At 53.9% G+C, this 13,290-nt stretch carries 15 protein-coding genes; 8 read left to right on the top strand and 7 right to left on the bottom strand.

Annotation, left to right across the window (positions count from 1 at the left end; genetic code table 11):
• Positions 1 to 53: 53 nt before the first annotated feature.
• The 4 genes from AC0L6A_RS08690 to AC0L6A_RS08675 all read left to right on the top strand — a co-directional run bounded on the left by AC0L6A_RS08690 (position 54) and on the right by AC0L6A_RS08675 (position 2,700).
• On the top strand, positions 54 to 443 hold the full coding sequence (locus AC0L6A_RS08690) for a hypothetical protein (RefSeq protein WP_473289309.1): 390 nt from the start codon (positions 54 to 56) through the stop codon (positions 441 to 443).
• A gap of 139 nt (positions 444 to 582) precedes the next feature.
• Positions 583 to 951: an ArsR/SmtB family transcription factor gene (locus tag AC0L6A_RS08685; protein ID WP_473289307.1), complete on the top strand. Its 369-nt coding sequence runs from the start codon at positions 583 to 585 to the stop codon at positions 949 to 951.
• Positions 952 to 1,009: 58 nt separating this feature from the next.
• A complete protein-coding gene (locus tag AC0L6A_RS08680; RefSeq protein WP_473289306.1) occupies positions 1,010 to 2,068 on the top strand; it encodes a YeeE/YedE family protein in 1,059 nt (352 codons plus the stop codon).
• Positions 2,069 to 2,205: 137 nt separating this feature from the next.
• Positions 2,206 to 2,700, top strand: a complete 495-nt coding sequence (locus tag AC0L6A_RS08675; protein WP_473289304.1) for a flavin reductase family protein — start codon at positions 2,206 to 2,208, stop codon at positions 2,698 to 2,700.
• Between the two features lie 3 nt (positions 2,701 to 2,703).
• On the opposite strand, the gene AC0L6A_RS08670 is transcribed toward AC0L6A_RS08675, so the two are convergent.
• Positions 2,704 to 3,117 (bottom strand): hypothetical protein, encoded by a 414-nt coding sequence (locus AC0L6A_RS08670; RefSeq protein ID WP_473289303.1) that lies wholly within the window; start codon positions 3,115 to 3,117, stop codon positions 2,704 to 2,706.
• A 113-nt stretch (positions 3,118 to 3,230) separates the two neighbouring features.
• On the opposite strand from AC0L6A_RS08670, the gene AC0L6A_RS08665 reads away from it, so the two are divergent.
• On the top strand, positions 3,231 to 4,256 hold the full coding sequence (locus tag AC0L6A_RS08665; protein WP_473289301.1) for a hypothetical protein: 1,026 nt from the start codon (positions 3,231 to 3,233) through the stop codon (positions 4,254 to 4,256).
• A gap of 99 nt (positions 4,257 to 4,355) precedes the next feature.
• Here AC0L6A_RS08665 and AC0L6A_RS08660 read toward each other — a convergent pair whose 3' ends face one another.
• Complete coding sequence (locus AC0L6A_RS08660; RefSeq protein WP_473289300.1) at positions 4,356 to 5,246, bottom strand: LysR family transcriptional regulator; 891 nt, start codon at positions 5,244 to 5,246, stop codon at positions 4,356 to 4,358.
• Positions 5,247 to 5,350: 104 nt separating this feature from the next.
• Between AC0L6A_RS08660 and AC0L6A_RS08655 the strand changes: the two genes are divergently transcribed.
• Both AC0L6A_RS08655 and AC0L6A_RS08650 read left to right on the top strand, forming a co-directional pair.
• Positions 5,351 to 6,145, top strand: coding sequence for a VOC family protein (locus AC0L6A_RS08655; protein ID WP_473289299.1), 795 nt, complete (start codon positions 5,351 to 5,353; stop codon positions 6,143 to 6,145).
• A 36-nt stretch (positions 6,146 to 6,181) separates the two neighbouring features.
• A complete protein-coding gene (locus tag AC0L6A_RS08650; RefSeq protein WP_473289297.1) occupies positions 6,182 to 6,952 on the top strand; it encodes a nuclear transport factor 2 family protein in 771 nt (256 codons plus the stop codon).
• Between the two features lie 63 nt (positions 6,953 to 7,015).
• Here AC0L6A_RS08650 and AC0L6A_RS08645 read toward each other — a convergent pair whose 3' ends face one another.
• From AC0L6A_RS08645 to AC0L6A_RS08635, 3 genes are all read right to left on the bottom strand, one after another.
• The gene (locus AC0L6A_RS08645) at positions 7,016 to 7,804 is read right to left on the bottom strand and encodes an ATP-binding cassette domain-containing protein (RefSeq protein ID WP_473289296.1); all 789 of its coding nucleotides are present in this window, start codon (positions 7,802 to 7,804) and stop codon (positions 7,016 to 7,018) included.
• Between the two features lies 1 nt (position 7,805).
• Entirely contained in the window at positions 7,806 to 8,930 is a 1,125-nt protein-coding gene (locus AC0L6A_RS08640) for an ABC transporter permease (protein WP_473289294.1), read from the bottom strand.
• Between the two features lie 75 nt (positions 8,931 to 9,005).
• Positions 9,006 to 9,956: a sugar ABC transporter substrate-binding protein gene (locus AC0L6A_RS08635; protein WP_473289292.1), complete on the bottom strand. Its 951-nt coding sequence runs from the start codon at positions 9,954 to 9,956 to the stop codon at positions 9,006 to 9,008.
• 187 nt (positions 9,957 to 10,143) lie between these two features.
• On the opposite strand from AC0L6A_RS08635, the gene AC0L6A_RS08630 reads away from it, so the two are divergent.
• A complete protein-coding gene (locus tag AC0L6A_RS08630; RefSeq protein WP_473289290.1) occupies positions 10,144 to 11,145 on the top strand; it encodes a LacI family DNA-binding transcriptional regulator in 1,002 nt (333 codons plus the stop codon).
• Between the two features lie 98 nt (positions 11,146 to 11,243).
• On the opposite strand, the gene AC0L6A_RS08625 is transcribed toward AC0L6A_RS08630, so the two are convergent.
• The gene (locus AC0L6A_RS08625; RefSeq protein WP_473289288.1) at positions 11,244 to 12,377 is read right to left on the bottom strand and encodes a Gfo/Idh/MocA family protein; all 1,134 of its coding nucleotides are present in this window, start codon (positions 12,375 to 12,377) and stop codon (positions 11,244 to 11,246) included.
• 12 nt (positions 12,378 to 12,389) lie between these two features.
• Complete coding sequence (locus tag AC0L6A_RS08620; protein ID WP_473289287.1) at positions 12,390 to 13,283, bottom strand: TIM barrel protein; 894 nt, start codon at positions 13,281 to 13,283, stop codon at positions 12,390 to 12,392.
• Between the last annotated feature and the right edge of the window lie 7 nt (positions 13,284 to 13,290).

Genomic DNA, 13,290 nt, shown 5'->3' with positions numbered 1-13,290 from the left:
TATCTATTGCATTGAACGAAAGTTAACCAGATGAAACTGAGACGAGCCCCAAAATGCGCAAAACTGCATTAAGTTTTCTGTCCATCACACTGATAATATTCGGTGTATCCGCAAACGCGGCAGAGCTTGTTATGGTCGAAGAACCCGGCTGTGCATGGTGTGCGAAATGGGAAAGTGAACTAGGTGATATCTATCCGAAAACCTCTGAAGGGAAATATGCACCTCTCAGAAAAGTCGAATTAAGCGAGCTAAAGTCGAAAAATGGACCCGAGGCTCTTGGTGTTCTAACGTCAGCGCCAGTCATCTTCACGCCCACATTTCTTCTACTGGAGGACGGAAAAGAGATCGCACGCCTTCAGGGCTATCCCGGCGAAGACTTCTTTTGGGGCATTCTAGAGCAGATGTTGATCGAAAATACAGATTATCGCGCTCCGGAAAGTTGAACGCGGGCACGATAAAGCCTGCAAAAGCTATTGCAGCCAGAACACGACTTGTTTATCGGGCTGCGACTATGATTGAAAAATAAAAGCTAGCCTATTAATACGGGCTGGTAACGGTAACGGACCACAAGGACCAGTCGGAATGGCACTGCCCGTCATAAAAGAAGACATGTCGCGCGACGAGCTGGACAAGATGATGACCAGCGCTTGCGATGCCTCAACCCTGTTGAAGGCTATCAGCCATGAAGGCCGATTGATGATTTTATGTCATCTGGTCACTGGCGAGAAATCCGTAACTGAGCTTGAAAAACTGCTTCACGCACGACAAGCCGCTGTATCGCAGCAACTTGCACGCTTACGGCTTGAGGGTCTTGTGACACCTCGCCGTGATGGCAAAACCATCTACTACTCGCTGACAGATGATCGCCCACGGCGCATTCTGGAAGTGATTTACGAGCTTTTCTGCTCGATCGATACTCCGCCTGCGGAAGAACGCAAAGCGGCTGAGTAACAGCCCTTTCGCAGCCCCTGGGGCGCATCCAACTGCCTAATGGAACTGGGAGGTTCCCATGTTCGACTGGATCAGCGACGCCAACCTTGCCGCGCTTGTCGGATTGGTCGGAGGTGTTCTGCTTGGGCTGTCGGCCCGATTGGGACGGTTCTGCACGCTGGGCGCCATCGAAGATGCGCTATATGCCCGATCGGGCCTTCGGCTTCGTATGTGGGGTGTCGCCATTGGCGTCGCCATGATCGGCACACATCTTTTAATTGCGACCGGACAAGTTCCTGCTGCCGAAGCTGTCTATCTTAGGCTGGGTTGGAACCCACTTGCATCCATTGTCGGCGGTTTGCTGTTTGGCTATGGCATGGCCATCTCGGGCAATTGTGGATTTGGGGCACTGGCCAGACTTGGCGGCGGGGATCTACGGTCTTTTGTGATCGTGCTTGTGATGGGATTGTCTGCTTATGTCGCGATCTCTGGCCCGTTATCCGGTTTGCGCGTTGCGCTGTTTCCAGAAATTGAGACCGACCCTAATGCCATCCCGTCTATCGCATTTGGATTGGAACGCGTGACTGGCGTATCGGCGGCACAGATCGGGATCGGTATTGGCGTTGTTTTGCTGGCCGTAATGCTTGCCAACCGGGAACTGCGCCAATCTTGGAACGAGCTATTCTGGGCAACTGTTGCAGGGCTTGCCGTGATCATCGGCTGGGCTGGGACCGCTTGGGTATTTGCTAATGGCTTCTCAAGCATCCCTGTGGAAAGCCACACCTATTCTGCCCCGCTGGGGGATATGATGATCTATTTGATGACCTCGTCCGGGAACAATCTGAATTTTGGGGTCGGGTCGGTCGTTGGCGTTCTAGCGGGCGCCTTTATCGGAAGCTTGTTCAAAGGTCATTTCCGCTGGGAAGCCTGCGAAGACCCGCGCGAACTGAAGCGTCAGATTGTCGGCGCTGTAATCATGGGTGTCGGCGCTGTCATCGGCTTTGGGTGTTCAATCGGGCAAGGTCTCTCGGCGTTTTCGATCCTTTACTACGGCGCACCCGTAACCTTTCTGGCCATCATCGCGGGCGCAGCATTTGGACTACGACAACTCATTTCAGGGTTCGCAGTGGCCGAATGACACCCAGCCCTTGCAAAGGTCTCTTTTCGCTCTTTCCTCACCTAAGCGCGCGCGATAGTGTCCGCGCCGAAACACATGGTCGCGTCCACCGATGACGCACCTTGTTCTGACTACGCGAAAACAGGACCGATAGTCTTATGACCAGCTTCACGCCAAGCCCGGACCATGCGGGTGAATTCAGACAGGCTTTGGGACAGTTCGCAACCGGCGTCACCGTTGTCACCGCTCCATCCGAGGTTGGCCCGATCGCGATGACTGTAAACAGTTTCACATCTGTTTCGTTGGATCCGCCGTTGGTCTTGTGGTGCCCGGCGCATGTATCAGAACGCCATGACGCCTTTGTAAGCGCATCACATTTCGCAATCCATGTGCTGAATGAAGATCAAATGGAGTTGGCCCGTCATTTTGCCAGTTTCGGGGAAGACTTCTCTCCGGTCACACTGATCAACGGCGCACATGATGTTCCGCTGTTTGACGATTGCCTTGCGCGGTTCGAATGCAAAACCCATGCAGTTCATAGCGGTGGGGATCATTCCATTATGATCGGGGAAGTCTTGCGCGTAACCTTAGATTTTGGTGCGCCACTGGCCTTTCAATCGGGTCATTTTGGGCGCTTTACACCGATCAGTTAAGCCTTACGGTATCTGGATCTGCGCGCGCTCGAAATGCGCGACGGCTTCTGTACCATCGTCATAGACAATCCGAACCTTCACTGTGTCTATCGATTGAAGGTCAAACGACAGATACGGCATAATATCGTCCACTTTCAACGCATTCGGAGTGGCTTCATTTTCATAACAAGGTTCAGCCTCGAAGCGCCGTTCATCGCCCTCATTTACACTGAAATAGATGCCATCAAGCCCACAACGCCACGCTAAAAGATGCGTGAAATACAGCAGATCACGGCCATCATATTCCCGAACAGCAATCCAGTTTCCCTGAGTTGCGTTCAGGATCGGGCGGACCTCTACGGCCGTGGTGAAAGTCTGCGCCAGCACGGGCGTGACGGCCCCAAACACCACAGCAGCAACTGTCAGAAATTTCCGCATAAATTCGTCCCTCGGCCAATGCCCAAGAAAGATCCGCAAACGTGATCGCGCTCTTCCAGACTCGTTGCATTCCAGACTATACTGCCTGAAAGAACAGCGCAGGCAAAGCAGTGATGGCAAAATCTTCGAAACCCACAGGCAAGGCGAAGGGGCGCACGACCACAGCCCACAATATCGTCATCGTCGCGCAAGATGGCCGCTTGGCCTATGAGGCGATCCTGTTTGCCGCCACCTTGCGCCACAGCGACCCCGATTTCGCAGGCCGCCTTCTGGTCGCTGAACCCCAGCCCGGAGATTTGTGGCTGGACGACCCTCGCCTGAAACCACACATCCGCGAAACGCTTGAAATGCTGGGCGCCGAAATCGTCCCCTTTGAAAGCAAACAGTTTGGACGGCACTATCCCTACGGCAATAAGATCGAAGCATTGCTGGCTCTGCCCGAGGGTGAACCGTTTCTATTCTTCGACACGGACACCGTGATCACAGGCAAACTGTCCGAGATGCCTATCCCCTATGACCGACCGTCCGCGTCAATGAAGCGCGAGGGCACATGGCCCACGATCGAACTTTACGGTCCCGGCTACACTCAGATCTGGAAATCGCTCTACGACAAGTTTGGGCTGGATTTTGAAGCATCTTTGGATCAAAGCCAGCCAGATGAATACTGGCAGCGTTACATGTATTTCAACGCAGGTTGGTTCTTCGGCCCCTGCCCGCGCGAATTTGGGACGCGGTTTAAAGACTACGCCGTGGCCATCCATCATGATGGCCCGGAAGAGATCGTCTGCCAGACGCTGTATCCGTGGCTTGACCAAATCGCCCTGCCCTTGGTGATTTCCAGCTTTGGAGGTGGACGTCCTGGGCCAGAACTTGATGGGCTTGACGGGGATGTCAGCTGTCACTGGCGCATCCTGCCTTTGGCCTACGCGCGCGAAAGCGATAAGGTAGTCGAGACAATCGATGCCGCCACGGCCCCCAACAAGATCAAAAAGGTCCTGAAGGAATACGATCCGATGAAACGGATGATCTTTCAGGGTCGTGGCCAGAAAGTGCGGGCATTATTTGACCAAGACAACCTGCCCCACAAAGAGCAAGCCATCCGCAACGCAATCAAGCGCGAGGGGTTCTGGATGCGCTAGAAGAAGAGGCTTTCGGGGCCGCTAATTAGGAAATGGTAGAACAAAAACCTAGTTTTTTCCCCAGGCTTCTGGATGACGTAGTCTGCACGAACGACGGCTTTAGAACCCCTGTGATCTGATCTCGTTTCTCATTGCCTCTAAAAAGGCTTTCACGCGGGGCTTGCGAAATGCTGATGGCAGCTGAACACTTTGGATTGGAAGAGTGCGGGAATGGAACTCGCTGAACAGCTCGACCAACTGCCCGGTCTCCAGATCATCCCCCAGAAACACATCTGGGCAAATGAAGATGCCTCGGCCCATGCGTGTGGGCACAAGGCAGGCAGGAGGACTATTGGCGAGGAATGGTCCGAAGACAGGCACTTGAACCGTTTGGCCCTCTACCTGAAAAGGCCAGCGGTTCGGATCGGGGTTGTTGGAGTCACGGATGCAGATGTGATCGGACAATTCCGCCGGGTGCGACGGTGTGCCGTGCTTGTCGAGATAGGATGGCGCGGCCACGACCTTCAAGTGCGTTTCGCCAAGCTTGCGGACAATGAGGCTGGAATCGCTGAGATCGCCAATCCTGATGGCAATATCAAAGCCGCCTCTTGCAAGATCAACATAGTGATCAGAAAGACTTAGTTCGACGGTGACATTGGGATGCTGCTGAACGAACTGGTCCGCGGCTTTTGCAACCGCCGTATCACCATATGTAAGGGGGGCTGCCACGCGAACTGTGCCTTTCAATCCTTCCGAGGCATCAAATTCGGTTTCTAACTGTTCCAGCTCCACAAGCACACGCCGCGCCCCTTCCAGATACCGTTCGCCTTCATGGGTCAGGGACATAGAACGCGTGGTACGGTGCAAGAGGCTCATACCAAGCAGGTTTTCAAGCTGGGCCACTCGTTTGCTTACCAACTTGTTCGATATCCCCAGGCGCTGCCCAGCAGCTGCAAAAGAGCCGGTTTCCACAACGGCGACGAAGCTCTTCATTCCATCTATGCGGTCCACATTATTATCCCCTAATTGACGATATACATTCGCACTTATCGCCATTTTATAGATCAAAGACCATGGCTAAGTTCCCTGCAAGTTGAAACGCAGGAGACAAGATCATGGCAACTTCAGACGCCCCCATCTCAATCGGTCAGGTCGCATTGACTGTGCGCGACCTGGACAGGACCGCCGCCTTTTATGAAGACGTGATTGGCCTTGGGTTGATCGAGCGCAGTGGTGAATGTGCTCTACTTGGTACTGACGGCACAGTTTTGATCGAGCTGCGCCAAAACCGAAAAGCCAGACCTTGCCCGAGAGAGGCCGGACTGTTTCACACGGCCTTTCTGTTGCCGTCCAAACAGGATCTTGGTGCGTGGTTGGTCTATGCCGAAGAACGCGGTGTCCGACTTGATGGGGCATCACATCATGGCGTCAGCGAGGCACTGTATTTGAACGATCCAGAAGGGAACGGGATCGAAATATATCATGATCTTCCTCGCGAGACTTGGATGCGCTCCGGTGAGACAGTCCAGATGACGACGCACTCGCTCGACCTGAAATCGCTCACACGGGATGCGTCGCAATGGAAAGGCGCACCAACGGGAACAGTCATCGGCCACGTCCATTTGCGTGTGGGTGATGTTGCTGAAGCCGCGAAGTTCATCACCAACAATGTCGGCATGGCGCAAACCTTCCAACTGCCGTCAGCACGGTGGTTCGGATCGGGTGGGTATCACCATCATCTCGCAGCCAACGAGTGGCAATCTCAAGGCGCAGGAATTCGATCCGACGGCAGCACAGGGCTCGCCAGTGTTGAACTGCTGGCGGACCCGAGCGTCCTCAATCCCGGTCGCATCAATGATCCATGGGGAACAGAATTCAAGATCACCACGGCGCAATCCCGCACCGCGTGAATATCGTCACCACCACCTTTAATCAGGAGACAAACAATGACACCTAAAGAAATCGTACTGGAGGCTGTAGCGGCCATCTTCATCAACTTCGATCCGTCCGCAGCCGAGCAATTGCTGACACCGGCCTACATCCAGCACAACCCCGCCGTGCCCACAGGTGCGGCACCCCTCCTCGGCTTCATTCCGGGCCTGAAAGAAAGCGGGATTGAGGTGGAAACCCACCGTGTGATCAGCGAAGGTGACATGGTGGTTCTGCACACCACCTACACCAATGCGCAGGCCTTTGGCGCCGAAACGTTGGTCGGCTTTGACGTATTCCGCGTCGAAGACGGCAAGGTTGCTGAACACTGGGACAACCTGACCCCAATCACAGCACCGAACCCTTCAGGTCACACACAGACCGATGGCCCGACCGAGATCACTGATCTGGACAAAACCGCAGAGAACAAGGCGCTTGTTACTGACTTTGTGGAAACCATCCTGAAAGGTGGCGAAGTTGACCGCATCACTGACTTCCTGTCCACCGAGACCTACATCCAGCACAACAGCCAGATCGCAGATGGCCTGAACGGTCTGGGGGCAGCTTTGGCCGCGATGGCGGATCAGGGCATCCAGATGGTCTATACCGATGTTCGTCTGGTTGTTGCCGAAGGCGACTTCGTCTTTACCGCATCCGAAGGTTCGTTCGCTGACAAACCAACAGCGTTCTATGATCTGTTCCGCGTAAAAGACGGCAAGATCGTCGAACATTGGGATGTGATTGCGGACATCCCATCCGAGATGGCTCACGATAATGGAAAGTTCTGATCGGTGACCAAAATGAACGCACCCGTGGAATTCCGCGGGTGCGTTCATGTTTTACGATCTTACTCAGATGGTTCCGCCGAGGCTGCCTTCCAGTGCAACAAGCTCTTGTCCACCGGCCATCAAGTCCTGCAACTCTTCAGGCGTGATTTGACCACGTTGCGCGGTGCCAAGGGTTTTGCCTCGATTGAGCACCGTGAACCGGTCCCCCACTGCAAGCGCGTGGCGTACGTTGTGAGTGATAAACACCACAGCAATACCCTCTTTGCGCACTTTATCGATGGTCGCCAAAACGTTGGCGGTTTGGCGAACCCCAAGCGCTGAAGTCGGTTCATCTAGGATCAACACTTTGGCCCCAAAATGAACAGCCCGCGCGATGGCCACGGTCTGACGTTCACCACCAGACAATGTGCCAACAGCCTGATCCGGCCCACGTAGATTGATGCCCATTTTGCGCATCTGTTCCATCGTGATTTCATTGGCTTTGTCGTGATCAAAGAACGTCAAGGGTCCAACCTTTTTCGTTGGCTCGTTCCCCAAGAAAAAGTTGCGGCTGACCGACATCAGAGGGATCATCGCCAAGTGCTGGTGCACTGTCGCAATCCCTGCTGTCATCGCATCACGTGGATCTTCAAAATGCATCGGCTTGCCTGCGAAGAATATCTCTCCCGCAGTTGGCTTATGGACGCCCGACATGGTTTTGATGAACGTCGACTTGCCCGCGCCGTTGTCGCCCAGAAGGCAGTGGCATTCTCCGGGAAAAACCTCGAGCGAGACACCGGCCAGCGCAATCACTGATCCAAAGTGCTTTTCGATGTTCTTCATTTGAATGATTGGTGCGTGTTCGGGATTCATATCAACGCTCCCCCGTGATCATGCGACGAATATAGGTGTTCAGGATCACAGCCGCCAAAAGGATGAGACCAAGGAACACGCGGAACAGTGAGCTTTCAACTCCGGCAAAGAACAGACCCTGCTGTACCACACCGAAGATCAGTGCACCCAAGGCCGCCCCAATGACCGAGCCGTAACCGCCGGTCAGCAATGCGCCACCGATGACCACCGCAATGATCGCTTCGAACTCTTTCAGAAGGCCACGGTCGGCACCGGCTGACCCGAACTCCATCACCTGACAGGTGGCGAAGACACAGGCACAGAAGGCTGTGAACATGAACATCAGGATTTTGACGCGATTCACAGGAACGCCCGAATTACGAGCAGCTTCCGCGTCGCCGCCGGATGCGAAAATCCAGTTGCCAAATTTGGTTTTGGTCAAAAGGATATGGCCGAAAATGATCAGGACAATAGCCCAGACAATCAGCATAGGGATACCGTTGACCACGGGTTCGCCCATGCGCGATCCGCGAGAGAACGTCTCGATCAATCCAATCTCGCCAAACCACTCAAACAGCCCTTTGAAAATTTTTCCGCCGAAAACGCCTGCGAGCCAATCGCCTTCCGCACGGTCAGATATCCCGCCGATGATCGTCTTACGTTCGATCGTCTGTGGAAAATAGATGGTGAAGCCACGAAGGATAAACAGAAATGCCAGCGTCACAATGAAGCTCGGAAGCCCCGTTCGGACCACGATGAAGCCATTCACAGCCCCAAGTGCTGTACACAGGATGAAGGTTACGATGATGGCCATCCAAACGGGCCAACCTAAAGTGACTGAGAATATGGCGATCATCATCCCGGCAAAGCCGATCATAGAGCCAACGGAAAGGTCAAACTCACCCGCGATCATAAGAAGACATGCGCCTACGGCGATAATCATAAACTGTGCTGAAACCTGACTCCAGTTCAGCGCGCCTTTTGATGAAAACATGCCGCTGTCAAATGCGAACAGCGCAAAAAGTACGAATACGATGACGGTGCCTACAATTCCCCCCAATTCGGGACGGATCATAGCTTCGCGGAAACGAGAGCGCGTTTTGATCCGCTCATCAGCCTCTGGAACAGCGTTGGGTGCTTCAGACATTAGTGATCTCCATATGCCTTGTTCGGGATGGAAAAAGGGCGGCCAATTCACATTGCCCGCCCCAATTTCGTAACGTTAGCGGTATTCGCCCGCGAACATTTCGACCTTCTCAAGCCCGTCTGCGGTTACAAAACCTGGGCCCGAGTTGATGTTGTTGCCCGGCAGAACGCCATAGCGGTGGAAGTTCGTCATCACGACGACCGGCAGGTAAGCTTGCAAGAAGGGCTGTTGGTCAATGCCCCAATTGATTGTGCCAGCCTTGATGCCTTTTACAATCTCTTCACCCAAATCGAACGTGCCGAAATAGATGTCGCCGGCCATGCCGTTTTCATCCAGCGCCAGAAGCGTTGGATCAGCTGATGTCGGTCCAAGCGTCAGGACAGCGTCGGTTTCAGGATTGGCTGAAAGATATGCCAAAACCTTGTTTTTGATTTCCGACGGATCTTGACCCGAATCGATCATCTGGTTGCCCAGATCCACACCCAGACCATCTGCGAAGCCTTGGCAACGCTCGGTCGATGATGGCGATGAGATGTAATGGTTTACGCACAGGAACGAGCCAACGCCGTCACCTTTTGCACGCAGACCAGCAGCATGACCTGCGTCATACTCTGGCTGACCAACGTACATCAATGCACCAACTTCACGTGCTTGATCAGGTGTACCCGAGTTCATGATGATTACGTCAACACCGCTATCGACAGCCGCTTTAATCGGGCCTGACAGAACGTCGTAGTCAGACAGCGTGGTGATGATGCCGTTGGGGCCAGAAGCCGCTGCTTGTTCGATGATCCGCGCCATGTCGGCAAGGTCACCAGTTGGTGGGTTGCGGTATTCAACCTCAACATTCATTTGCTCGCCTGCAAGGGCGATGCCGTTTTTGATGGTGTTCCACCAGCTGTCGCTGTCAGGTGCGTGGCTGACAAGAATGTACTTCTCGCCTTCGGCCATTGCGCCTGTCGCCGCCATGAGCGGTGCAGCCGCCACAGCCGTGGCCAGCGCAACTTTTTTCATTATTGATGTCATATAAACCTCCCTAGGTTCGCCATTTATGGCGTCAAAGAGCAGGCCTCCCCGGCTCTGCAACTCAAAGTTAAACATATCCTTCCTCATTTTGCAACCGGTTGCAAAATGAGGAAGGAACTTTAATGATGCTCCGGGTTGGTAAACCAGTTAAAAAGAGCTCACAAAGGCAGTTTGAGGTCGGGCATTCATGGCGATTACATTGAAAGAGGTTGCAGAAAAAGCGGGCGTTTCACGTTCGGCAGTATCTCGAACTTTCACGCCCGGAGCTTCTGTCTCGGATAAAACACGACGCAAGGTCGAAAAGGCCGCGAATGAATTGGGATACAGCCCCAACGCGCTTGCGTCTTCACTGACCACCGGCCGCACCAAGTTGATTGGCCTGGTTTCGAACAACTTCCACAACCCAATCTTTCTGGAAGTTTTCGACCTATTTACGCGTGGGCTTCAAGATCGCGGATTGCGGCCACTGCTTGTTAATTTGACAGACGAAACCGACCCTGAGCATTCGGTTCGTATGCTAAAGCAATACTCGGTCGACGGGGTCGTCGTCGCGTCATCGACCCTGCCGCCAGGGTTTTCAAAGGCTTTCCGCGACGCAGGTGTCCCAGTTGTTCATTCATTCGGGCGCTACTCTTCGAGTCCACAAGTTCACGTGGTCGGAATTGACAACGTAGAGTGCGGACGGATGGCAGCACGCACTCTGGCGGTACGTGGACATAAGACCGTTGGTTTCCTTGGCGGCCCTGAAGGCGCAACGTCAACACAGGACAGGCACAAGGGATTTGTCGCTGAAATGGAGGAGCATCCCGATATCGTCACCTCCTCTTCTTTCGCCGAAGCATACACCTTTGAGGCCGGACGACAGGAGATGCAGCGTTTGTTGGCCAACAATCCCTCACAAGCTTATTTCTGCGGGGACGATGTTCTTTCCATTGGCGCACTTTCAGCCATTGAAGAAAGCGGGCTTTGCGTCCCTGAAGACATCGGATTGATTGGCCTGAACGATATGGAAATGGCGGGTTGGGAAAACATCAATCTAACGACAATCCATCAGCCCATTCGCCAGATTGTTGCATCATCCATTGAACTGATGGTGAATATGCTGGATGAACCAGACCGTTACCCCGAGGCGCGTATCTTCCCCTGCACAATAATCGAGCGTGGGACTTTAAGACCCGAAGTAACCTGATACCCTACTTGTTGAGAAACGGCGAAAAAAGAGAAGAGCCGGGAAACCACCCAGCTCTTCATGACTGTCTAGCCCCTTATTCAGGGATGCCAATCATTTCAGCGAAACATCGGAGGACGCGCATCAACCCATGCGCCACCATCCTTGGCCGACGCAACAGCCATGTGGACCGCTGCCATCGAACGAACTCCATCAGCGGCATTCGGCAATCCGTCACGTTCTTCCCCGCGAATGGCATCGGCCAGATCGCAATAGATGTTCGCAACGGCAAGCGGGAAGCCTTCCGGGTGTGCAATCGCGACGCGTGACAGGCGTTCTGCATCTGCGTGCAACCCGCTTTCGCCCTTCTCGATGATTTGGGTTCGGCCTCCAACAGGCGTATATACTAACTGGTTTGGCTGCTCTGAAGCCCAGCGTAATCCACCCGTTTCACCAAAGACTTGAATGTCGAAACCATGCTGGCGTCCTATGGCCACGGACGAGGTCCACAAACGCCCAACCGTGCCCCCTTCCATGCGGAAGTTGACCATGGCGTCGTCTTCAAGCTCACGCGATGGAATGGTCGACGCGAAATCGGCAGACAGTGACGACACTTCGTCATCCGCGATGAAACTGGCCATGTGCAACGCATGGATACCGCAATCAGCAAATTGCCCAGAAACACCTGCCATGGCAGGGTCATAACGCCAGCGCACCCGTGGATTGTCCGCGTCTGTTGCATCGCCATGGTGTCCATGACTGAAATTGGTGACGACCAAACGTATCTTACCAATCTCTCCGGCACGCACCATCGCGCGGGCTTGCCGAACCATCGGATAAGCCGAGTAGCAGTAATTCACCGCACAAATTTTGCCCGATTTCTCGGCGATCTTGACGATCTCTTCGCCCTCTTCGACCGTCATGGTCATGGGCTTTTCACACAACACGTTGAACCCGGCTTCGAGGAAAGATTTGGTGATCTCGAAATGTGTGGAGTTTGGCGTGGCGATTGTGACCAGATCGATCCGATCATCACGGCCTTTTTCGCCTTCCAGCATCTCGGTCCAGTTTCCATAGGCTCGGTCCGCTGCAATACCAAGCCGCTGCGCGTATTCACGGCCGACATCCGGACGGTGATCCAAAGCGCCAGCCGATAATTCAAACAAGCCATCAGCTAAAGCACCCAACCGGTGCGCCGGGCCAATCTGACTGCCTTCGCCGCCGCCGATCATACCCCATTTCAGTTTTGCCATGAATTGATCTCCTTACTTGAAACCAATGGTTTCTAGATACTCGCGATTTTTCCGAGCGTCGCCGACCGGGTCCGGGTCAAGCAACGGATCGCAATCCTGTTCGACCGTACACCAACCTTCAAACCCGGCATCAAGCAGCACCTGACGTACGGACGGGAAATCCACATCACCGTCGCCCAAATTGCAGAAAATGCCCTGCCCGCACGCATCGTAAAAACCGGTCCGGTTTTCGATCACCTCAGCCTTTACGCGGGGATCTATGTCTTTGAAGTGCATATAGGATATGCGGTTGATATGCCGTTTCATGAACGCGACCGGGTCAAAACCAGCATATGAATGGTGACCGGTATCAAAACAGATTTTCAAAATGCGTTCGTCGACCTCATCAAGAAGCCGTTCAAGTTCAGGCTCAAAGTCCATAAAACCTGCCGCGTGGGCATGTATGCCAACGGTCAGGCCATATTCCTCGGATCCCATCTTGGCGACGGTTGCAATGCGGTCGCGATATGCGTTCCATTCGCCTGCATCCATTTGTACGGCCTCAGTGGCGCGACCGGCTGTTGGCGCGCGCCGCTCCGAAATCGAGTCGATCAGAACGAGATGCTTTGCGCCATGCGCCTTCAACGCCTGACACGTTCGAACAGCACCATCCATGACATCGTCCCAAGCGTCGGGATCATGGAATGCACGAAAGACTACGCCGCCAATCAGCTCTAGGTCATGTTCGGCTAAGGCATCGGACAAAACCGATGGCTCTTCGGGCATGAACCCCACAGGGCCCAACTCGATGCCCTTATAACCAGCTTCCGCGCAATCCCTCAGGACTGATTGCCAAGTCGGGTTGCGCGGATCATCCGCAAACTCTACGCCCCACGAACAGGGTGCGTTTCCAATTCTGATTGTCATCTATTTC

The sequence above is a fragment of the Aliiroseovarius sp. D2-2 genome, from assembly GCF_055809455.1.
This window is presented reverse-complemented; position numbering and strand designations above follow the sequence as displayed.

Coding starts and splice junctions, on each gene's coding strand:
- AC0L6A_RS08690 (WP_473289309.1), top strand. CDS start 54: ATGCGCAAAACTGCATTAAGTTTTCTGTCCATCACACTGATAATATTC.
- AC0L6A_RS08685 (WP_473289307.1), top strand. CDS start 583: ATGGCACTGCCCGTCATAAAAGAAGACATGTCGCGCGACGAGCTGGAC.
- AC0L6A_RS08680 (WP_473289306.1), top strand. CDS start 1,010: ATGTTCGACTGGATCAGCGACGCCAACCTTGCCGCGCTTGTCGGATTG.
- AC0L6A_RS08675 (WP_473289304.1), top strand. CDS start 2,206: ATGACCAGCTTCACGCCAAGCCCGGACCATGCGGGTGAATTCAGACAG.
- AC0L6A_RS08670 (WP_473289303.1), bottom strand. CDS start 3,117: ATGCGGAAATTTCTGACAGTTGCTGCTGTGGTGTTTGGGGCCGTCACG.
- AC0L6A_RS08665 (WP_473289301.1), top strand. CDS start 3,231: ATGGCAAAATCTTCGAAACCCACAGGCAAGGCGAAGGGGCGCACGACC.
- AC0L6A_RS08655 (WP_473289299.1), top strand. CDS start 5,351: ATGGCAACTTCAGACGCCCCCATCTCAATCGGTCAGGTCGCATTGACT.
- AC0L6A_RS08650 (WP_473289297.1), top strand. CDS start 6,182: ATGACACCTAAAGAAATCGTACTGGAGGCTGTAGCGGCCATCTTCATC.
- AC0L6A_RS08645 (WP_473289296.1), bottom strand. CDS start 7,804: ATGAATCCCGAACACGCACCAATCATTCAAATGAAGAACATCGAAAAG.
- AC0L6A_RS08640 (WP_473289294.1), bottom strand. CDS start 8,930: ATGTCTGAAGCACCCAACGCTGTTCCAGAGGCTGATGAGCGGATCAAA.
- AC0L6A_RS08635 (WP_473289292.1), bottom strand. CDS start 9,956: ATGACATCAATAATGAAAAAAGTTGCGCTGGCCACGGCTGTGGCGGCT.
- AC0L6A_RS08630 (WP_473289290.1), top strand. CDS start 10,144: ATGGCGATTACATTGAAAGAGGTTGCAGAAAAAGCGGGCGTTTCACGT.
- AC0L6A_RS08625 (WP_473289288.1), bottom strand. CDS start 12,377: ATGGCAAAACTGAAATGGGGTATGATCGGCGGCGGCGAAGGCAGTCAG.
- AC0L6A_RS08620 (WP_473289287.1), bottom strand. CDS start 13,283: ATGACAATCAGAATTGGAAACGCACCCTGTTCGTGGGGCGTAGAGTTT.